Source organism: Clostridium sp. CM037 (assembly GCF_055081095.1).
This window is the reverse complement of sequence record NZ_CM143650.1, coordinates 1,255,949-1,277,989: the sequence shown is the minus strand read 5'-3', so window position 1 is coordinate 1,277,989 and position 22,041 is coordinate 1,255,949. Positions and strand designations below refer to the sequence as shown.

Here is a 22,041-nt window from a genome sequence, read left to right as displayed (position 1 = left end):
CATATTTCAAGATTATGTTTTGCAAGATTATGCCATTTCTACATTATGCTGTTTTAATATTTCTACTATTTCTTCTTTAGACATTTTTGTTTCTAAAGACAAAAACTCAATATCAACCTGCTGCACTCTATTCTCAATCAATTTCTTAATAACATTTTTCATGTAGGAATTTTTCAACCCTTCCATGTCTATATCTGTGACTGTTACTATTGATGGATGAGACGGAATTACTATATTCTCGCCAGGTACTTGCTGGCTAGGATTACCCACATAAACTTTAATCCCATTTTCTTTAGCAAAATTAAGCTGAGGCAATAAATGTTTTCCAGCTCCCGTATATTCAGTTTCTTGGACAACGATTACGGCATCATCATCGTATTCCTGAGCAATTGCAAAAGCTGCTACTAGGGATACATTTCCTGCTGGACCTCTTTCTAAGCCTTCAAGATGAGCTAATATTTCAGTCATCCAAAATACTTCACCTTGAGTAGTTGTTACATATCTATCTAAATACCTTAATGGTCTAGCCGCGCTCCTAGGTACATCTGATCTATCTGGATAAGTCATAAATGGAATTCCAAATCCTGTATGGCCTGTGGTAAACGATTTCTTGTTAAAGCCTATATCAGATGCCATATGCAATCCAGAAAGGTCAACCGATGCCCCTATTATCTTTGTTTCCACTGCACCTGCCCTAATAAGTCCTCTTGCAGTACCAGTAACATTTCCACCACCTGCATGAGTTATAATAACTGCATCAGGATCTTTTCCTAATTTTTCTCTACACTGCTCAGCTATTTCATATCCTAAAGTTTCAATTCCTGCTACACCGTACGAGGAATATAATGAAGCATTGTAATAACCTGTATCTTCAAGTATCTTTAGATAAGTATAAAATAATTCAGGACCTACGGAAAGTCTAACAACTTCTGATCCAAACCCCTCACACTTTCTTCCTTTTTCTAATATTTCTGGTTGTCCTATTTTTCTTGAATCATAACATTCATTTGCTATTATACATTTAAGGCCTCTAATATTTGCTTGAGATGCAACCGCTGCTCCATAATTACCTGACGTAGCTGCCCCTACGCCTTTGTACCCTCTCTTCATTGCATCAAATACAGATATGCATGCTCTTCTATCTTTAAAACTTCCGGATGGGTTGCAGCTTTCATCCTTTACAAATATTCTAGCCGCACGTCCAGTCTTAGAAACCTTTCTTGCTAATTTTGTTATATTTCTTAGTTCAAGAAGTGGAGTATTTCCTACCCCTACATCATTTTGAATTTCTTTAACTTCTGCAAATGAGTATTCAACATCTCTCATCAAAGCTTCATAATCAAATGAAAGCTTACCAGTTTCGTATTTACTATAATCTATTCCTATAGATTTAAGAATTATTTCATTCTTTCGGGCCATAAGCTCATCATATTTATTCATACTTTATAACCTCCTCTTAAATTATCACCTACTGTGCTATTATTTCCCTAGCTTGTCTTCCTATATTACTTATTTCTTCAACATACTTACCATAGGTGTGGTAATATCCTGGCTCTATTTCAACAACTTTACCTTTAGCAATTCTGCCTACATTAGTTTCAACTTGCACTTCATCTCCTAATTCACAATCACTAAGGCACTTCCCTCTTATCCAACATTTAAGAGGAGTTTTTTTTGTCTCATCTGGTATATTTAAAGCTCTGTCTTCTGGCATTAAAACGATTTCTTCTACTTCAACCCAGATGCCTTTTTTTATCATAATTTATACCTCCCAAATTTAATATTTATTAAAGCACTTTATTGATATACTCACTTTAATATACAGCAATTACCATGCCAAGTAAAAAACACATGTGTTTAAGCCATTACTCAAATACATGTGTTTTAAATTCGCAAAATATTCTGCATATTTTTTTTATAATTAAGAATTAAAACTACTAATTTTAAGTAACCTCAGTGTTTCTTGTGACTAACTATATGTGCAAATTATTTTGCATTAATAGCAAATAATTTTGCTGTTTTAATATTTTTCCGTTATTTTATGTATCTTTATTTTATATTGAAGATTTTGTCTTGAAATACTAAGTTCTCTAGCAGTTTTACTAACATTACAATTATTTTTTTTTAACATTTTCTTTATTAAACTTTTTTCAATATTACTCATATAACTTTCTAAATCAAAGCTTCCATCTCTATTTGACGTAATGTCCTGAATATTTTCACAATTTTCATATGTTATTATAGAATCAAAATAGTTCTCTGTTAAAATCGAATTATTGTCCGCCATATTCATTGCAGCTTCAATAACATTTGTTAATTCACGAATGTTTCCAGGCCAATTATATTCTTGAAGTTTTCTCATCATATCTTCATCGATACCTCTTATATTCTTACATAGAATTTTATTATATTTTTCAATTAAATTGTCTACAAATATAGTAATATCCTCTTTTCTTTCTCTTAGTGGAGGTATATTTATTCTCATTACACCTACCCTATAATAGAAATCTTTCCTCAATTTACCACTCTCAATAAGTTTCTCTGGTTCCTCATTTAACGTAGCTATTATTCTCACGTCAATATATATACTTTTAGTACTTCCCACAGGCCTTATATAACCATCTTGAAGTACTCTTAAAAGCTTAGATTGAAGATACGGTTCTAAAGAATTAACTTCATCTAATAAAAGAGTTCCATGATTTGCCTCTTCAAATAATCCCTTTTTACTCTCTGCCCCTGTAAACCCGCCCTTTTCTGTACCAAAAAGCATTCCCTCTAGTAATAGAGCAGGAATAGCTGCACAATTTATAGGTATAAATGGCTTATCTTTCCTTAACCCATCATAATGAATACTTTGAGAAAAAACTTCTTTTCCTGATCCAGTCTCTGCATATAATAATACAGATGAACTTGACATGCTAGCTTTCTTAGCTTTTTCTATAACACTTTTCATAGCAGGATTATCACCATATATATCACTAAAAGTAAAATGTCTATCAACTTTTTTATTTGAATTTTGCAATTTACAAACGCTTTCAGTTAGTTCCTTTAGCTGCGTCATGTCTTTAGCTATTTCAATCACTGCTACAACTTTATTCTTTAATATTACTGGCACAGTAGTATTTACAGTAGTGACTTTTTTCTTATATCCGTTACCATAATGTTGTATTAAATCCACAATTTTTTTACCCGTCTTTAATACACTCATAAGTGTAGACTCATCGTCTTTTACATCCTCTAGATACTCATTAACCTTTTTCCCTATTACTTCTTTACTATCTACACCTTCTACTTTTTCCATGGCACTATTATAATATATAGTTTTGCCCTCACAATCTATTACTTGAATTCCTTCCTCCAAATTTTCTAATAGACATTCTAATACCTTGTCTGCGTTTAGAACTTTACTATCCATACTTTATCTTTAGCGAGAGCTTATATAAAATGAACACAAACCCACTAAATACTCACTTCCTTTCTATATCTGATGTATAACATGTTAATAGTAGACAATTAAAGTTCATCTACTTTCTAATAAAAAAAAAGATTATACTCATGGATAAATCAAGTATTAAATATTCCAAGTTTTTTATTGTTGCCATATTTTTTCACATTAAATCTATTTATTATTATTTTCATTATACTACAAAAACCTTACTTTATAATTTAATTTTTAAATATACTCCCACTACCTCTTTACCAGATTTATGTTCAATGTTATTTTCATTTTTATTAGTTTATGGTATATTATTCACATGAGTAAATCCACTTAATCGTTCAATTTCAATGCTATTAGGATTATAAAATCTTTCATCGTAGCAATGTTTATTTAACATATACCATAAATAAAATTTAAATTAAGGTAGGACTTGGTGGAGTTTATAAGGTGGAATCAGAAACAATCCATTAGAAATATGTAAAATTTTAAGCATACCAAATTGTTGCAACATAAATGTCTACCATATTAGCTCCCTAATATTGCAGATTATTTTAAGTATAAATAAATATCCCATACATTTTAATTTTCAAATAAGTTCGAAACTTAAAATGTATGGGAATAATATTAGTTTATAAATAAAGCTTTATTTTATTAGAGCTGCACATATTTATAAAATATTTATGAACTTCTAAGCTATCAGTAAGTTCCGGATGGAAAGACGTAGCAAACATATTATTTTGTTTTGCTGCTACAATTTTATCATCAACAGTACATATTATTTTAACATCGCTTGAAACTTCTGTAATTAATGGTCCTCGAATAAAAACTAGTGGCAACGGCTCACTTGAAATCTCATTGATTACAACATTCCTTTTAAAGCTATCTATTTGGCTTCCGTAGGCGTTTCTTTTTACTTTTATATCCATAATTTCAAGATATTCATTGTCTGATCCCTCAATATATTTAGCAAGTAGTATCATACCAGCACAAGTTCCCCACACAGGTAATCCTGATAGTATTTTTTCTCTTAAAGGCATAAGCATATTTCTTTCCCTTAAAAGTTTCCCTATCGTTGTACTTTCCCCACCCGGTAATATGATTCCCTGTATATCTTCGATATCCTCAATTTTCTTAATCTCTACACCTTCATGTCCAAGCTTATTAATATGATTTATATGTTCTATTACACCACCCTGAAGTGATAAAACTCCAATTTTCAATTTTACCATCCTCTTTCTGCAAACTTCTCTTTAATTTCACTTATTTCTATACCACTCATTGTTTTCCCAAGATTTTCTGAAACTTCAGCTATAACTTTTGGATCACTATAGTATGTAGTTGCTAAAACTATAGCTTTTGCTACCGCCTGTGGATTTTCTGCTTTAAATATTGCTGAACCTACAAAAACCCCTTCTGCCCCAAGTTGCATCATGAGTGCTGCATCAGCTGGCGTAGCTATCCCACCTGCAGCGAAATTTACTACTGGAAGTTTACCATTTTCCCATACGTATTCAATTAAATTAATTGGGGCTCCAAAGTCTTTAGCAATTGTCATTAGCTCTTCTTTTGGAGCATTTTTCACTTTTCTAATTTCATCCATTATACATCTCATGTGCCCGACAGCTTCAACTACATTTCCTGTACCTGCTTCACCTTTTGTTCTTATCATTGCAGCACCTTCTCCAATCCTCCTTAGTGCCTCTCCTAAATTTCTTGCTCCACAAACATAAGGAACCTTAAAATCCCATTTATTTATATGATACTGCTCATCTGCTGGAGTCAAAACTTCACTTTCATCTATAAAATCTACCCCTATTTCCTGCAAAATTTGTGCCTCAACAAAATGTCCTATCCTACCTTTAGCCATTACCGGAATAGAAACAGCTGCCTTTATTTCTTTAATCATTCTAGGGTCAGACATTCTAGCCACGCCACCTTCTTTTCTAATATCTGACGGTACTCTCTCTAGTGCCATTACCGCACAAGCCCCTGCATTTTCTGCAATTATTGCTTGTTCAACATTCACAACATCCATAATTACTCCGCCCTTTAACATTTGAGCTAGATTTTTATTAATTTCATATCTTTCCATAAAATAACCTCCCAATAATTTATTTAATAGGAAGAGTATACCATATGTATATAACATACGTAAGTGTATGGATACGCTTATAGTGCGTAATTTCTATAAAATCAGCATAATATTGTTTATAGTTTTCCATTTTTTATACCTTCAACTAACCTATTACATTATATCCTGTTGCAAGAATGCCAACGTATTTTAGCTAAGCTACAGTGCATTCACTATATCTCAAACATCATTTCAAGACTTGCACCAGGTGAAACCATTGGTGAAGCCATTTCATCAGGGGCTACTCTGAAATCAATAACAACAGGTCCTTTCCAGTCTATTGCTTCTTTTAATGCATCCACAACATCGCTGTTATGATCAACTCTAATCCCTTTGACTCCAAAGCCTTCAGCAATTTTTACAAAATCAGTATCTCGTTCTAATGTAGTACAAGAAAACCTTTTTGAGTAAAACACATTCTGCCATTGTCTTACCATTCCTAAAACTCCATTATTTAGTAATATTATTTTAACAGGAATATTATATCTTGCAGCAGTACCGAGCTCATTAAGATTCATCCTAAAGCTACCATCCCCTGCAATATTAAAAACCATTTCTTTCTTTCCCAAACTTGCACCTATTGCAGCTCCAAACCCATAACCCATAGTACCTAGGCCACCTGAACTAATAAAATTTCTTGGCTTAGTATAGGTAAATGCCTGAGTTGCCCAAATTTGATTTTGGCCTACTTCAGTAGTTGTTATAGCTTTACCCTCTGTAATTTCACAAATTTTTCTAATTACATAAAGAGGATTTACATCATCAAATTCATTTATTTTTATAACCCTTGTCTTATCTTTTTTTATTAGTTTTTTTGCATAAATTGTCCATTCATTATCTTCTCTCCCAGGAAGCATTTGTAATAAACTTTTTAATACATCGGTTACATTTCCAATTATCCAGCTATCTGCTTTTATATTTTTTGAGACTTCCGCCTCATCAATATCTATATGGATAACCTTAGTATCTACTGCAAATGTATTAGAATTACAAATAACTCTATCACTAAATCTAGCTCCAATGGCAATAATTAAATCACTTGAAGTTATGCATCTATTAGACGCATATGTTCCATGCATACCTAGCATACCTGTGTACATTGGGTGTAGTCCGCTAAAAGCACCAATGCCCATCATAGTACTACTTACTGGGCACTTTAATTTATCTTGAAGCTTTATTAGTACTTCCTCAGCCTCTGATATGTTACACCCACCACCAACTACAATTATTGGTTTACAGGATTTTTGAATGGATTCAATAGCATGCTTAAGTTGATTTGTTTTTACGACTTTCTGCTCTATTACCTGTGGTTTTTCAAAGGAGTATTCACATTCAATTCCAGTTATATCCTTAGGTATATCTATAAGTACAGGTCCAGGTCTTCCGCTCATTGCAATTTTAAAGGCTTTTCTTATTGTAGATGCTAATTCCTCAACACTTTTCACTAAAAAATTGTGCTTTGTAATAGGCATTGTTATACCAACAATATCTACTTCTTGAAATGAATCCTTACCTATTAACTTTGTTTCTACTTGGCCAGTGATTGCAACCATAGGTACAGAATCCATATAAGCAGTTGCAATGCCTGTCACAAGATTTGTAGCTCCAGGTCCAGAAGTTGCAAGACATACGCCTACTTTTCCAGTCGCTCTAGCATATCCATCTGCAGCATGAGCTGCACATTGTTCATGAGTAACTAAAATATGATTTATTCCTTCAAATGAATAAAGTTCATCGTATATATTTAGTACGGCTCCACCTGGATAGCCAAAAATAATATCTACGCCTTGTTCTTTAAGACATTCTAATAAAATTCTTGCACCTTTGTATTTCAAATTAATCCCTCCTTGAGTCTGCGAAAATTGCCCCTTTATTAGCTGAAGAAACTGATTTTCTGTAAGTTCTTAAATACCCCTTAGCTTCCTTCATCTTTCCTTCAGGTTTTCTTTGCTTTAATTCCGCTGCATCTACTAATAAATTTAATGTTTTATTCTCTATATCTATTTCTATCAAATCTCCATTTTTAACTAATGCAATAGGTCCACCCTCAGCTGCTTCTGGAGATACGTGACCAATAGATGCTCCTCTTGTTGCACCAGAAAATCTACCATCAGTTATTAATGCAACACTTTTATCTAGTCCCATTCCGGCCAGTGAAGCCGTAGGGGAAAGCATTTCTTTCATCCCCGGGCCACCCTTTGGTCCCTCATATCTAATTACAACTACATCACCGGCTACTATTTTACCACCATATATTGCTTTTGTTACCTCTTCTTCACTATCAAATACTTTTGCAGCTCCTGTATACTTCATCATTTCAGGCGCAACTGCTGACTTCTTAACAACTGCTCCATCTGGTGCAAGTGTTCCTTTTAAAACTACCAATCCGCCAGTTGTGCTATATGGATTTTGCGCAGTTCTAATTACTGATGCATCCTTTATTTTTGCATCCTCTACATTTTCATATATAGTTTTACCTGTTACTGTCATGCAGTCCTTATTTATTAAATCCTTACCTGAAAGTACATTTAAAACCGCTGGAATTCCACCTGCAAAATGCAGATCCTCCACATGATGGCTACCTGCTGGACTTAACCTGCAAATATTTGGAGTTCTTGCATTAATTACATTTACGTAATCTAGATCAAAATCTATACAAGCTTCATAAGCTATAGCTGGTAAATGAAGCAAAGAATTTGTAGAACACCCAAGAGCCATATCTGCGGTAATGGCATTTGTAAATGCATCTTTTGTCATGATATCTCTTGGTTTTATATCTAATTTTACAAGTTCCATTATTTGCATCCCTGTTTTTTTTGCAAGACCTACTCTCTCTGAATAAACCGCTGGTATAGTTCCATTAAAAGGTAATGCCATTCCTAGTACTTCTGATAAACAATTCATAGAATTAGCAGTAAACATCCCTGAACAAGAACCACAAGTAGGACAAGCTGAGTTCTCAAGTTCATCTAATTCTTCTAATGTCATCTTACCTGAATTTACTGAACCTACCGCTTCAAACACTGAACTTAAATCTGTAACTTTCCCATTCATTCTACCAGCGAGCATTGGTCCACCACTAATAAATATTGATGGAACATTTACCCTAGCTGCTGCCATAAGCATTCCAGGAACAACTTTGTCACAGTTTGTTATAAAAACTAAACCATCAAATGCATGTGCATCTGCAACTATTTCAATACTATCTGCAATTAACTGCCTTGAAGGCAAAGAGTAATTCATTCCCATATGGCCCATAGCGATACCATCGCATACAGCAATTGTTCCAAATTCAGCAGGGACTCCTCCAGCCATTCTTATTCCATCCTTAACGGCCTGAGCTATTTTATCTAAATTCATGTGACCAGGAATTATCTCACTATAGGAACTAACTACACCTATAAGTGGTCTATTCATTTCCTCGTCTATAAATCCTAAAGCCTTAAATAGTGAACGGTGAGGTGCTTTTCCTATACCCTTTCTTGTAGCATCAGATTTCATAATATCTCCTCCTCAAAACTTAGCTAAACCTTTCTCTTTATTTAATTGTTTCTCATCTTCAATTAATTTATATTCTACTTAATCCAGATGTCAAAGAGAACCAAGTTCAATTTTATATTTTTTAGAACTTGGTTCTCATTAAACACTATTAATAACTTAATATTTAAGTTATTATATTTTAAGTATCAAATTAAAACTATTTTTTCATCCAAGACATCATTTTTCTAAGCTTATCACCAACTTCTTCTATTTGATGTTCACTTTCTATCCTCTTTGTCGCATTAAAAAATGGTTTTCCAATCTGATTTTCAAGAAGCCAGTCTCTAGCAAAAGCTCCTGTTTGGATATCTCTTAATACACCTTTCATAGCTTTTTTCGTATCTACAGTTATTATTTTATTTCCTGTTATGTAATCACCATATTCTGCAGTATCACTTATTGAGTGTCTCATCATGTTTAAACCACCTTGGTTTATCATATCTACGATAAGTTTCATTTCATGACAACACTCAAAGTATGCCATTTCTGGTTGGTAACCCGCTTCTACAAGAGTTTCAAACCCTGCTTTTATAAGAGCTGTAACACCTCCACATAGAACTGCCTGTTCTCCAAATAAATCTGTTTCAGTTTCTTCCCTGAATGAAGTCTCCATAACTCCAGCTCTTGCACCACCTATTCCCAAAGCATAAGCTAAAGCCACTTCTTTTGCATGTCCTGAAGCATCTTGATGTATAGCTATAAGGCATGGTACCCCTTTGCCTTCTAAAAATTGACTTCTAACTGTATGTCCTGGTCCCTTTGGAGCTATAAGGAATACATCGATATCTGCTGGTGGAACTATTTGACCAAAATGAATAGCAAATCCATGAGCAAATACTAAAGCTTTATTTCTTGTGAGATTTGGCTCGATGCTTTCTTTATATAATTTTGCTTGCTTTTCATCGTTAATAAGTATCATGATGATATCAGCTGCCTTTGCTGCATCTGCTGCAGTCATAACGGTTAATCCCGCTTCTTCAGCTTTTTCCCAAGACTTACTTCCCACATAAAGACCAACGATAACGTCAACACCACTTTCATGTAAGTTTAATGCATGCGCATGTCCTTGGCTACCATACCCTATTACTGCAACCTTTTTACCTTTTAAGTTTTCTAAATTACATCCCTCTTCATAATACATTTTCGCCATTATTAATTCCCCCTAATTTTTCGCTCATATTTTTAGATTATTGCATCTGCATCTTTTTTCATTGCAATAAATCCACTTCCAACTATTTCCAAAATCCCAAACGACTCTATCAAATTTTCAAAAGCACACAATTTACTATTGTCTCCTATAATTTGAATAATTAAATTTATTGGAGTTATGTCTATAATTGAAACTTTAAAAGCTTTTCCGATATTTATGATTTCCCGTCTGTCATTGCCCTCTGCTTTAACCTTTATAAACAACATTTGCTTACAAATAGAGTTTTCATTATCAAATTCCTCAACTTTGTGAACATCCTCTAATTTTTTTATCTGGTTAATTATTTGATTGATTCCTTCATCATCATCATCATCACGAACTTTAGTTAATAAAGTTATTCGTGTTAATTTTTCATCTTCGGTATGACCAGATGAAACAGTGTCAATATTAAAACCTCTCCTGTTAAATAATGAACATACTCTTGTTAGTACTCCTGGGTTGTTGTCAACTAGAATTGACAATACATGTGAAATCAAAAATATCGCCTCCTTTTCCACAATTAAATAATTTCCAATAAATTTGTAAATTGTACCAAACATTTTATGTATCTTACCATCAAAAAAATAAATTGTCAACGTTAATCAGTATATTTTTTTTATTGCATATTGACATATTTTTTTAATCGTATTATATTATAGTACAAGTAAATTTTTAGAAAGTTACTTACAACTATAAAATCTTTGATAAGGGGGAGTTGTCATTTTAGTGTTAAATAAGAGGATGAGATATTGATAAAAATGAAATTGTATATTGACAAACAATGGATCGATTGATAAAATAACGACTAATATAATAAATACTATGACAGGGACAATTAGGCATCAGGATGTTTTACAGAGAAGGGATAAAGCTGACAACCCTAAATAATTGGATGTTGAAACTTACCCTCGAGTTGTAGACTTAAACTAAGTTGCGCTTAATAGTGTCCTTATTAGTAGGTCTTACCGGTGCAAACCGTTATCTTAAATTAAGTTATAAATATGGGTGGTACCGCGACAGACTCTTCGCCCCAAGTGAAGACGTCTGTTTTTTTGTACCTTTTTTTAACGACATTTCAGAAGGAATGTCTCCCACTTCTATGAGTGGGAGTTACATATCCTAACAAATGGAAAACTTCAGTGGAAGTATCAATCTCCTTTTGAAGTCGTTAATGCATCTTCTATGAAGATGTTGCAGCTCCGCAGGAGATGATTTAATATGTTACTATTCAAAATAAAAAATTATACTTTATAAAATGTCTATCAATTTTTAAAAGGAGGTTTAAATTTACTATGGGAATGACGATGACACAAAAAATACTTGCATCACATGCTGGTTTAAAAGAGGTAAAATCTGGCCAATTAGTTATGGTAAATCTTGATTTAGTTTTAGGTAATGATATAACAACCCCAGTAGCCGTAAATGAGTTCAACAAAATGGGTGTTGAGAAAGTTTTTGATAAAAAAAAAATTGCAATTGTTCCAGATCATTTCTCTCCAAATAAGGATATTAAATCCGCTGAGCAATGTAAATGTACCCGCAAATTTGTATATGAAAAAGGAATTGAGAACTATTTTGAGGTAGGTCAAATGGGTATAGAGCATGCACTACTTCCTGAAAAAGGGCTTGTTGTAACTGGTGATGTTGTAATAGGTGCTGATTCTCACACTTGTACTTATGGTGCTTTAGGTGCTTTTTCTACTGGAGTTGGCTCAACTGACATGGCAGCAGGAATGGCAAGTGGAAAATGTTGGTTTAAAATACCTGAAGCAATAAAATTTATTTTAACTGGTAAAATGCAAAAGTGGGTTTGTGGTAAAGACGTAATCCTTCATATTATAGGAATGATAGGAGTAGATGGTGCACTTTATCAGTCAATGGAATATACAGGTCTAGGCCTCGCTAATCTATCTATAGATGACAGATTTACAATATCCAATATGGCTATTGAAGCAGGTGCTAAGAACGGAATATTTGAAGTTGATACTAAAACTTTGGAATATGTAAAACAGCATTCAACTAAAACTCCTGTAATTTTCAGTGCTGACGCTGATGCAGAATACTCTAGGGTAATAGAAATCGATTTAAGTACTATAAGACCTACTGTAGCCTTCCCTCACCTTCCTGATAATACTAGAACTATCGATGAGGTTGGTGAAGTTTTAATCGATCAAGTAGTTATCGGTTCTTGTACTAATGGAAGAATAGAAGACCTTAGAATGGCTGCAAGTATCTTCAAAGGTAAAACAGTCCATCCTAAAATAAGGACACTAATCTTCCCTGCAACTCAAAAAATTTATCTTCAGGCAATTAGAGAAGGTTTAATTGAAATATTTATAGAAGCTGGAGTTGCCGTAAGTACGCCAACTTGTGGACCATGTCTCGGTGGACATATGGGAGTACTTGCAAAGGGAGAAAGAGCTCTTTCTACTACAAACAGAAATTTTGTTGGCAGAATGGGCCATCCTGAAAGCGAAGTATATCTTTGCAGCCCTGCAGTTGCTGCAGCATCAGCTATAACAGGAAAAATTTGTTCACCAGAGGAGGTAATGTAATGTTTAAAGGAAAAGCTATAAAATTTGGTAACAATGTAGATACTGACGTTATTATCCCTGCAAGATATCTTAATACTTCAGATGCAAAAGAGCTTGCATCACATTGTATGGAAGATATCGATAATGATTTCACACGCAAAGTTAAAGATGGTGACATAATGGTTGCTGGTAAAAACTTTGGTTGTGGATCTTCAAGAGAACATGCACCTCTTGCTATAAAGACTGCAGGAATTAGTTGTATAATTGCTGAAACTTTTGCAAGAATATTCTACAGAAATTCAATTAATATAGGTTTACCTATTTTAGAATGCACAGAAGCCGCTCAGGATATTGAAGAAGGAAATGATGTATCAATTGATGTTTCTACTGGGGTTATCATAAACAAAACAAAAGGAAAAACTTATAAGGCAACACCTTTCCCAGCATTTATGCAAGATATAATTAATGCTGAAGGTCTTATAAATTATCTTAAAGAAAGGACTGAAGTTTAATGAAAAAGATAGCTGTTATTAAAGGAGATGGAATTGGACCAGAGATTGTTCTAGGTGCAATTAAGGTGTTAAATGTAATATCTAAAAAATATAACTTTCCATTTGTTTATACTGATGTTTTAATGGGCGGAATAGCTATAGACAAAACGGGAGTTCCTCTTCCACAGGAAACTATAGATACTTGTAAAAATAGTGATGCAGTTTTACTTGGCTCTGTTGGCGGCCCTAAGTGGGATAAACTTCCTGGAAACTCAAGACCTGAGGCTGGTTTACTTGGAATACGAAAAGAACTTGAGGTTTTTGCAAACTTAAGACCTGCTATTCTTTTCCCACAATTAAAAGATGCCTCAGCTTTTAAACCAGAAATTCTTAAAGGTAACATTAATATTATGGTTATTAGGGAATTAACAGGTGGAATATATTTTGGTGAAAAATCTAGAATAGACCTAGATGGAGGTGCCCAAAAGGCATGTGACACAATGGCTTATTCGACTTATGAAATCCAGCGAATAGCTCGTGTTGGTTTTGAAACTGCAAGAAAAAGAACTAAAAAGCTTACATTAGTTGATAAAGCTAACGTGCTTGAGACCTCAAGACTTTGGAGAGAAGTCGTTACAAAAATGGCATCAGATTATCCAGATGTAACTCTCGATGTACAATTAGTTGATAGTTGTGCGATGCAGCTTATAAGAAATCCAGGGCAATTTGATACAATCTTAACTGAAAATATGTTTGGTGATATCCTAAGTGATGAAGCTTCAATGCTTACGGGTTCCCTTGGAATGCTTCCTTCTGCAAGTTTAGGTAGCAGCACTCTTGGTATATATGAACCAATACACGGTTCAGCACCAGATATTGCTGGCCAAAATAAAGCTAATCCAATTGCAACTATAATGAGCATAGCAATGATGCTTAGATATAGTTTTAATATGGAAATTGCCGCAAAAGATGTTGAAGATGCAGTATCTAAGGTTTTAGACAAAAAATATAGAACATTTGACATAATGCAACCTGGCATGAAATCCGTTAGCACTTCGGAAATGTCCGACCTTATTGCAAAAGAAATATAATAGTAAAAGCCTCAAGAAACTTCGCCTATTGATCGAGGCGAAGTTTCTTTGCAATTATTTCTAATAATTTTAAGGGAGTGTTTTAAATGTCATATAAAAAATATAAACCATATGGTAGTATAAATATTAAAAATCGTAACTGGCCTGATAAACAAATTGAAAAAGCACCAATTTGGTGCAGTGTTGATTTAAGAGATGGTAATCAATCCCTTCCAATTCCAATGAACGTAGACGAGAAAGTTAAATTGTTCAAACTTCTTGTTGATATTGGCTTTAAAGAAATAGAAGTGGGCTTCCCATCTGCCTCAAATACAGAATATCAATTTTTAAGACATTTGATAGATAAAGATCTTATACCTTACGACGTGACTGTTCAAGTTTTAACTCAATCAAGAGAGCATTTAATAAAAAAAACTTTTGAAAGTCTTAAAGGAGCAAAAAAAGCAATTGTCCACCTTTATAATTCAACTTCAATTTTACAACGAAGAGTCGTTTTTAACAAAAGCAAGCAAGAAATTATCGATATCGGAGTTACTGGTGCAAAACTTCTAATGGAATACAAGAATAAATACCCTGAAACAGATTTTTCTTTTGAATATTCCCCTGAAAGTTTTACTGGAACTGAGCTTGAATATTCCCTAGAGATTTGTGAAGCTATATTAGATGTTTGGAAACCAACTCCCGCAAAAAAAGTTATTTTAAACTTACCATCAACAGTTGAGATGGCTACTCCTAATATTTATGCAGATCAAATTGAATGGTTCTGCATGAACATTAAAAATAGAGAAAGCGTTCTAATAAGTCTTCATACTCATAACGACCGAGGTACTAGTACTGCGGCATCAGAGCTTGGAATTCTTGCAGGAGCTGACAGAGTTGAAGGCACTCTATTTGGTAATGGTGAGCGAACTGGGAATCTTGATATTATGGCAATGGCTTTAAATATGCATGTTCAAGGGATAAATCCTGAATTAAATTTTTCAAAACTTTATGAGATTGCAGCAGTCTATGAAGACTGCACTAAAATGAAGGTTCATGAGCGTCATCCATATGCCGGAAAACTTGTATACACAGCTTTTTCTGGTTCACACCAAGATGCAATCAAAAAAGGGTTTAAAGCTAATCATGATTCAAATAGTAATTTTTGGGAAGTTCCTTATCTTCCAATTGACCCACACGATGTTGGCAGAGAGTATGAAGAAATAATTCGTATCAACAGTCAATCTGGTAAAGGTGGTGCTGCTTTTATAATGGAAAATGAATTTGGCTTTGTTTTACCTAAATCTATGCAGAATGATTTTGGCACACTCGTAAAGAACCAAACAGATCTTCTAGGAACAGAGCTTTCATCAATTCAAATTTATGATCTATTTAAAAGTGAATACTTAAATATAAAATCCCCAAATTTATTGAAAAGTTATACCATCCAATCAGTACAAAACGTTGAAACAGATGAAAATATAGTTAACATTCAGGCATTAATTTCAGTAAGTGGTAAAGTGATGAATATTTCTGGAGTTGGAAACGGTCCAGTAGACGCCTTCTTCAATGCGCTACATGGTTCAAACATTAATGGTTATAACTTTATATCTTATGATGAACATGCTCTAGGCAGTGGTTCGAACTCAAAAGCTGCCACTTATATACAAATAGAATACAATGGCCAAAGGTATTTTGGGGTTGGTGTTTCTTCGAATATTGATACATCTTCACTAAATGCTCTATTTAGTGCTATTAATAGGAAAAGTTAAGTGCCCCATGCCCGACGCACTAATAAAAGGAGCTTATCCATTTAGGTCAAGCTCCTTTTATTAATGTTTTCACTTGTTATATTATACAAAATAAAGACCACTAAGTTAAACTTAGCGGTCTTTTCTTACCTGGCGACAACCTACTCTTCCACAAGGTCACCCCTGCAGTACCATCGGCGCATTGAAGCTTAACCTTCGTGTTCGGTATGGGAACGGGTGTTACCTTCATGCCATAATCACCAGATTGAGAATATAAATATTCTCTGAAAATTGCACAGTGAATTAGTCTTTTCGCTCACGCTCAAAGCCTCGCTTCTTTCTTACGAAAGAAGTATATCGCATTACTTTTAATTATATATTTAGGTCAAGCCCTCGACTTATTAGTATTAGTCAGCTGAACATGTTACCATGCTTACACCTCTAACCTATCAACCTGGTGGTCTTCCAGGAGTCTTACTAACACCGCACTTACGTGCGAGTTATGGGAAATCTCATCTCAGGGTGGGCTTCACGCTTAGATGCTTTCAGCGTTTATCCCTTCCAAACATAGCTACCCAGCGATGCCACTGGCGTGACAACTGGTGCACCAGAGGTTTGTCCATCCCGGTCCTCTCGTACTAAGGACAGCTCCCTTCAAATTTCCTACGCCCGCGACGGATAGGGACCGAACTGTCTCACGACGTTCTGAACCCAGCTCGCGTGCCGCTTTAATGGGCGAACAGCCCAACCCTTGGGACCTACTTCAGCCCCAGGATGCGACGAGCCGACATCGAGGTGCCAAACCTCCCCGTCGATGTGGACTCTTGGGGGAGATCAGCCTGTTATCCCCGAGGTAGCTTTTATCCGTTGAGCGATGGCCCTCCCACGAGGTACCACCGGATCACTAAGCCCGACTTTCGTCCCTGCTCCACTTGTAAGTGTCGCAGTCAGGCTCCCTTCTGCCTTTGCACTCTTCGCGCGATTTCCAACCGCGCTGAGGGAACCTTTGGGCGCCTCCGTTACTTTTTTGGAGGCGACCGCCCCAGTCAAACTGCCCACCTAACAATGTCCTGTGACCAGATTCATGGCCTCCAGTTAGAACCTCAGTACTGTCAGGGTGGTATCCCAAGGATGACTCCACACAGGCTGACGCCCATGTTTCTCAGTCTCCCACCTATCCTGTACAGACAATACCGAAATTCAATGCTAAGCTACAGTAAAGCTCTACGGGGTCTTTCCGTCCAATCGCGGGTAGCAAGCATCTTCACTTGCACTACAATTTCGCCGGATGTGTTGTTGAGACAGTGCCCAAATCATTACGCCATTCGTGCGGGTCGGAACTTACCCGACAAGGAATTTCGCTACCTTAGGACCGTTATAGTTACGGCCGCCGTTTACTGGGGCTTAAGTTCATACCTTCGCTTGCGCTAAGTAATCCCCTTAACCTTCCAGCACCGGGCAGGCGTCAGCCCCTATACATCAGCTTTCGCTTTAGCAGAGACCTGTGTTTTTGCTAAACAGTTGCTTGGGCCTATTCTCTGCGACCTACTTACGTAGGCACCCCTTCTCCCGAAGTTACGGGGTCAATTTGCCGAGTTCCTTAACAACAATTCTTCCGATGGTCTTAGGATTCTCTCCTCACCTACCTGTGTCGGTTTGCGGTACGGGCACCAATATCCTCGATAGAGACTTTTCTTGGCAGCGTGGAATCAGATACTTCGGGAATAAATTCCCTTCCCCATCACATCTCAGCGTTAAGAGCAAACGGATTTGCCTGTCTGCTCCGCCTAAATGCTTAGACACACATCCAATAGTGTGCACATCTTATCCTCCTGCGTCATCCCATTTCTAATAACGTCCATTGGTGGTATCGGAATATCAACCGATTGTCCATCACCTACGCCTTTCGGCCTCGGCTTAGGTCCCGACTAACCCTGAGAGGACGAGCCTTCCTCAGGAAACCTTAGGTTTTCGACCGTTAAGATTCTCACTTAACTCTCGCTACTCATGCCAACATTCTCACTTCTGTACCGTCCACCACTCCTTACGGTATGACTTCAGCCAGTACAGAAAGCTCCTCTACCGCGTACACAATTGTGTACACCCATAGCTTCGGTGGTAAGTTTTAGCCCCGGACATCTTCGGCGCAGGATCTCTTGACTAGTGAGCTATTACGCACTCTTTAAATGAGTGGCTGCTTCTGAGCCAACATCCTAGTTGTCTTAGAAATCCCACATCCTTTTCCACTTAACTTACACTTTGGGACCTTAGCTGATGGTCTGGGCTGTTTCCCTTTTGACTACGGATCTTATCATTCGCAGTCTGACTGCCGAAATAAAAGTATATGGCATTCGGAGTTTGATAGGGTTCAGTAACTGTTGTCAGCCCCTAGCCCATTCAGTGCTCTACCTCCATTACTCAATTAATCGACGCTAGCCCTAAAGCTATTTCGAGGAGAACCAGCTATCTCCGAGTTCGATTGGAATTTCTCCGCTATCCACAGCTCATCCCATGGTTTTTCAACACCAACGTGGTTCGGACCTCCACGGAATTTTACTTCCGCTTCATCCTGGCCATGGATAGGTCACCCGGTTTCGGGTCTACGACATGCAACTATGCGCCCTATTCAGACTTGGTTTCCCTTCGGCTCCGTACCTTAAGTACTTAACCTTGCTACATATCGTAACTCGTTGGCTCGTTCTACAAAAAGCACGCCGTCACACATATAAAGTGCTTCGACCGGTTGTAGGCACACGGTTTCAGGTTCTATTTCACTCCCCTTCCGGGGTTCTTTTCACCTTTCCCTCACGGTACTTCTTCACTATCGGTCACTAGGTAGTATTTAGCCTTGGGAGGTGGTCCTCCCAGCTTCCCACAAGGTTTCACGTGTCTCGTGGTACTCTGGATTAGATCTGACTGTTTTTCCTTTTCATTTACAGGCCTATTACCTTCTGCGGAGCAGCTTTCCAGCTATCTTCAATTAAGGAATTGCAGTATTTATGATCTATCCTCAACCCCCAGATCAAAGACCTGGGTTTGGGCTCTTTCCCTTTCGCTCGCCGCTACTTAGGAAATCGATGTTTCTTTCTCTTCCTCCGGGTACTTAGATGTTTCAGTTCCCCGGGTCTACCTCTGCATACCTATTTATTCAGTATGCAGTACATAGTTGTTACTATGTGGGTTCCCCCATTCGGAAATCTTTGGATCACAGGCTATTTGCGCCTACCCAAAGCTTATCGCAGCTTAACGCGTCCTTCTTCGGCTCCTAGTGCCAAGGCATTCGCCATGCGCCCTTTGTAGCTTGACCTTGATTCTGTCTATTTACATAGACGGTTATATTAATTTTGCGAAATTGTATTAAATTAATTTATAAACTACTTGCGTAGTTTTAATTTTTTTAAAACAACTTTTTTCACTGTGCAATTTTCAAAGAACATTTTAAGAAAAACTATTCATTATCTAACTCCTAAGAGTTAGATAAAATTAGTCTCTCAAAATTAAACAGAGAACTAGGTACGATTAATTACAATAGATATTTTTGAAGAACAAATTAATATTCTTCTATTGCATCGACCGAAGTCAATACATCTACTCCCTAGAAAGGAGGTGATCCAGCCGCAGGTTCTCCTACGGCTACCTTGTTACGACTTCACCCCAATCATCAATCCCACCTTCGGCCGCTGGCTCCTTACGGTTACCTCACGGACTTCGGGTGTTACCAACTCTCATGGTGTGACGGGCGGTGTGTACAAGGCCCGGGAACGTATTCACCGCGACATGCTGATTCGCGATTACTAGCAACTCCGGCTTCATGTAGGCGAGTTGCAGCCTACAATCCGAACTGGGATGAGTTTTTGAGTTTGGCTCCACCTTGCGGTCTTGCATCTCTTTGTACTCACCATTGTAGCACGTGTGTAGCCCTAGACATAAGGGGCATGATGATTTGACGTCATCCCCACCTTCCTCCCGGTTAACCCGGGCAGTCTCACTAGAGTGCTCAACTTAATGGTAGCAACTAATGATAAGGGTTGCGCTCGTTGCGGGACTTAACCCAACATCTCACGACACGAGCTGACGACAACCATGCACCACCTGTCACCCTGTCCCGAAGGACTTCGCCCATCTCTGGGTTATGCAGGGGATGTCAAGTCTAGGTAAGGTTCTTCGCGTTGCTTCGAATTAAACCACATGCTCCGCTGCTTGTGCGGGCCCCCGTCAATTCCTTTGAGTTTTAATCTTGCGATCGTACTCCCCAGGCGGAATACTTAATGTGTTAACGGCGGCACCGAGGTTCGACCCCCGACACCTAGTATTCATCGTTTACGGCGTGGACTACCAGGGTATCTAATCCTGTTTGCTCCCCACGCTTTCATGCCTCAGCGTCAGTTACAGTCCAGTAAGTCGCCTTCGCCACTGGTGTTCTTCCTAATCTCTACGCATTTCACCGCTACACTAGGAATTCCACTTACCTCTCCTGCACTCTAGACACCCAGTTTCAAATGCAGCACCCAAGTTAAGCTCGGGTATTTCACATCTGACTTAAATGTCCGCCTACGCATCCTTTACGCCCAGTAAATCCGGACAACGCTTGCCACCTACGTATTACCGCGGCTGCTGGCACGTAGTTAGCCGTGGCTTCCTCCTCTGGTACCGTCATTATCGTCCCAGAAGACAGAACTTTACAACCCGAAGGCCTTCATCATTCACGCGGCGTTGCTGCGTCAGGGTTTCCCCCATTGCGCAATATTCCCCACTGCTGCCTCCCGTAGGAGTCTGGACCGTGTCTCAGTTCCAATGTGGCCGATCACCCTCTCAGGTCGGCTACGCATCGTCGCCTTGGTGAGCCGTTACCTCACCAACTAGCTAATGCGCCGCGGGTCCATCTCAAAGTGGAATTTTCCGAAGAAAAATCCTTTGATGTTTCGATCATGCGACCAAAACATATTATGCGGTATTAATCTCCCTTTCGGGAGGCTATTCCCCTCTTTGAGGCAGGTTACCCACGTGTTACTCACCCGTCCGCCGCTAATCCACCCCGAAAGGTTTCATCGCTCGACTTGCATGTGTTAGGCACGCCGCCAGCGTTCGTCCTGAGCCAGGATCAAACTCTCAATTTAAAAGTTTACACTTTTTTAGTTGAAATGATTAATCTGCGCCAACTGTTAAGCTGGTTAAGCAACCGTTAGGTTGATTCGCAAGCTCATTACATACTTTTAGTCTTACGACTAAATTTTACTTTATACTAAAGTAATTAACTGGTTTAACGAAATATTATTTCGCTATCTTTACCTATTTCTCTGTTTAATTTTCAAAGACCAATTTGCTTTGTCATCATGTGACGACTTCTACTATATTACTAGGTATTTCTTGTTTTGTCAATAACTTTTTAAAACTTATTTTCATCTGAAAACACATTAAATAGTTATCAACAGTTAGCTTATCGTGCCACTCGTTTGTGACGACAAGGAGTATTCTATCATATAAATAAGAGTATAATTCCACAACATAGGTACTCTAGCTAGATTATATTCATATTTCTACATATAAGCCTAGATAATTCAATATTTCGCATCCAGATACACATGGCTAAGTATTATCAATACATTTCAAAATCAACTCTATTAGTATCAATATATAATATCTTACCGTTTTATATATTGATAACACATTTTTTATTTCTTTTAACAAGATGCATTATAATAGACACATATATATATTCATTATATTCGTAGTTTATTTTTACACAAATGTTAAAATAAACACTTCTAAGTCTTATGCTATGGCTTGAAACCGTATCCTTGTTATTAATTGCTTTTGGTAATTTTTTTATTATCTATCAATCTATTGATTTTTTCTCCAATATGGTATAGCGTAGAGAAGTAGGCAAGAGTTTAAT

At 36.9% G+C, this 22,041-nt stretch carries 13 protein-coding genes, 3 rRNA genes and 1 other annotated feature; of the genes, 4 read left to right on the top strand and 12 right to left on the bottom strand.

What is annotated here, in order from left to right; translation table 11 throughout:
- Positions 1–27: 27 nt before the first annotated feature.
- The 9 genes from ortB to ilvN form a co-directional block, all read right to left on the bottom strand.
- A complete protein-coding gene (gene ortB, locus ACWJKP_RS05970) occupies positions 28–1,440 on the bottom strand; it encodes a 2-amino-4-oxopentanoate thiolase subunit OrtB (protein ID WP_165413164.1) in 1,413 nt (470 codons plus the stop codon).
- Between the two features lie 28 nt (positions 1,441–1,468).
- Positions 1,469–1,759 carry a 2-amino-4-oxopentanoate thiolase subunit OrtA gene (ortA, locus tag ACWJKP_RS05965; protein ID WP_165413163.1) on the bottom strand — a complete coding sequence of 97 codons (291 nt, stop codon included), beginning with the start codon at positions 1,757–1,759 and terminating at the stop codon, positions 1,469–1,471.
- A 261-nt stretch (positions 1,760–2,020) separates the two neighbouring features.
- A complete protein-coding gene (locus ACWJKP_RS05960) occupies positions 2,021–3,415 on the bottom strand; it encodes a sigma-54 interaction domain-containing protein (protein WP_165413162.1) in 1,395 nt (464 codons plus the stop codon).
- Positions 3,416–4,068: 653 nt separating this feature from the next.
- Positions 4,069–4,659 carry a pyridoxal 5'-phosphate synthase glutaminase subunit PdxT gene (gene pdxT, locus ACWJKP_RS05955; RefSeq protein ID WP_165414589.1) on the bottom strand — a complete coding sequence of 197 codons (591 nt, stop codon included), beginning with the start codon at positions 4,657–4,659 and terminating at the stop codon, positions 4,069–4,071.
- Between the two features lie 2 nt (positions 4,660–4,661).
- A complete protein-coding gene (pdxS, locus tag ACWJKP_RS05950) occupies positions 4,662–5,531 on the bottom strand; it encodes a pyridoxal 5'-phosphate synthase lyase subunit PdxS (RefSeq protein ID WP_165414590.1) in 870 nt (289 codons plus the stop codon).
- Between the two features lie 212 nt (positions 5,532–5,743).
- Complete coding sequence (gene ilvB, locus ACWJKP_RS05945; RefSeq protein WP_165414591.1) at positions 5,744–7,405, bottom strand: biosynthetic-type acetolactate synthase large subunit; 1,662 nt, start codon at positions 7,403–7,405, stop codon at positions 5,744–5,746.
- A gap of 1 nt (position 7,406) precedes the next feature.
- Complete coding sequence (gene ilvD / locus ACWJKP_RS05940) at positions 7,407–9,071, bottom strand: dihydroxy-acid dehydratase (RefSeq protein ID WP_462961447.1); 1,665 nt, start codon at positions 9,069–9,071, stop codon at positions 7,407–7,409.
- 196 nt (positions 9,072–9,267) lie between these two features.
- Positions 9,268–10,260 carry a ketol-acid reductoisomerase gene (gene ilvC / locus ACWJKP_RS05935; protein ID WP_165414593.1) on the bottom strand — a complete coding sequence of 331 codons (993 nt, stop codon included), beginning with the start codon at positions 10,258–10,260 and terminating at the stop codon, positions 9,268–9,270.
- A 32-nt stretch (positions 10,261–10,292) separates the two neighbouring features.
- Positions 10,293–10,796 (bottom strand): acetolactate synthase small subunit, encoded by a 504-nt coding sequence (gene ilvN, locus ACWJKP_RS05930; protein ID WP_165414594.1) that lies wholly within the window; start codon positions 10,794–10,796, stop codon positions 10,293–10,295.
- 316 nt (positions 10,797–11,112) lie between these two features.
- Positions 11,113–11,335: a binding site (T-box leader), on the top strand.
- 256 nt (positions 11,336–11,591) lie between these two features.
- On the opposite strand from ilvN, the gene leuC reads away from it, so the two are divergent.
- The 4 genes from leuC (at position 11,592) to leuA (ending at position 16,166) form a co-directional block, all read left to right on the top strand.
- Entirely contained in the window at positions 11,592–12,854 is a 1,263-nt protein-coding gene (leuC, locus tag ACWJKP_RS05925; protein ID WP_165414595.1) for a 3-isopropylmalate dehydratase large subunit, read from the top strand.
- On the top strand, positions 12,854–13,345 hold the full coding sequence (gene leuD, locus ACWJKP_RS05920; protein WP_165414596.1) for a 3-isopropylmalate dehydratase small subunit: 492 nt from the start codon (positions 12,854–12,856) through the stop codon (positions 13,343–13,345). The genes leuC and leuD overlap by 1 nt, the downstream gene beginning before the upstream one ends.
- The gene (gene leuB / locus ACWJKP_RS05915; protein WP_165414597.1) at positions 13,345–14,415 is read left to right on the top strand and encodes a 3-isopropylmalate dehydrogenase; all 1,071 of its coding nucleotides are present in this window, start codon (positions 13,345–13,347) and stop codon (positions 14,413–14,415) included. The genes leuD and leuB overlap by 1 nt, the downstream gene beginning before the upstream one ends.
- 86 nt (positions 14,416–14,501) lie before the next feature.
- The gene (leuA, locus tag ACWJKP_RS05910; protein ID WP_462961446.1) at positions 14,502–16,166 is read left to right on the top strand and encodes a 2-isopropylmalate synthase; all 1,665 of its coding nucleotides are present in this window, start codon (positions 14,502–14,504) and stop codon (positions 16,164–16,166) included.
- 127 nt (positions 16,167–16,293) lie between these two features.
- Here leuA and rrf read toward each other — a convergent pair.
- The 3 genes from rrf to ACWJKP_RS05895 all read right to left on the bottom strand — a co-directional run bounded on the left by rrf (position 16,294) and on the right by ACWJKP_RS05895 (position 21,262).
- A 5S ribosomal RNA gene (gene rrf, locus ACWJKP_RS05905) occupies positions 16,294–16,410 on the bottom strand.
- Between the two features lie 116 nt (positions 16,411–16,526).
- Positions 16,527–19,452: ribosomal RNA gene (locus ACWJKP_RS05900) — 23S ribosomal RNA — on the bottom strand.
- Between the two features lie 292 nt (positions 19,453–19,744).
- A 16S ribosomal RNA gene (locus ACWJKP_RS05895) occupies positions 19,745–21,262 on the bottom strand.
- The 16S, 23S and 5S rRNA genes sit together here, the layout of an rRNA operon.
- Positions 21,263–22,041: the final 779 nt, after the last annotated feature.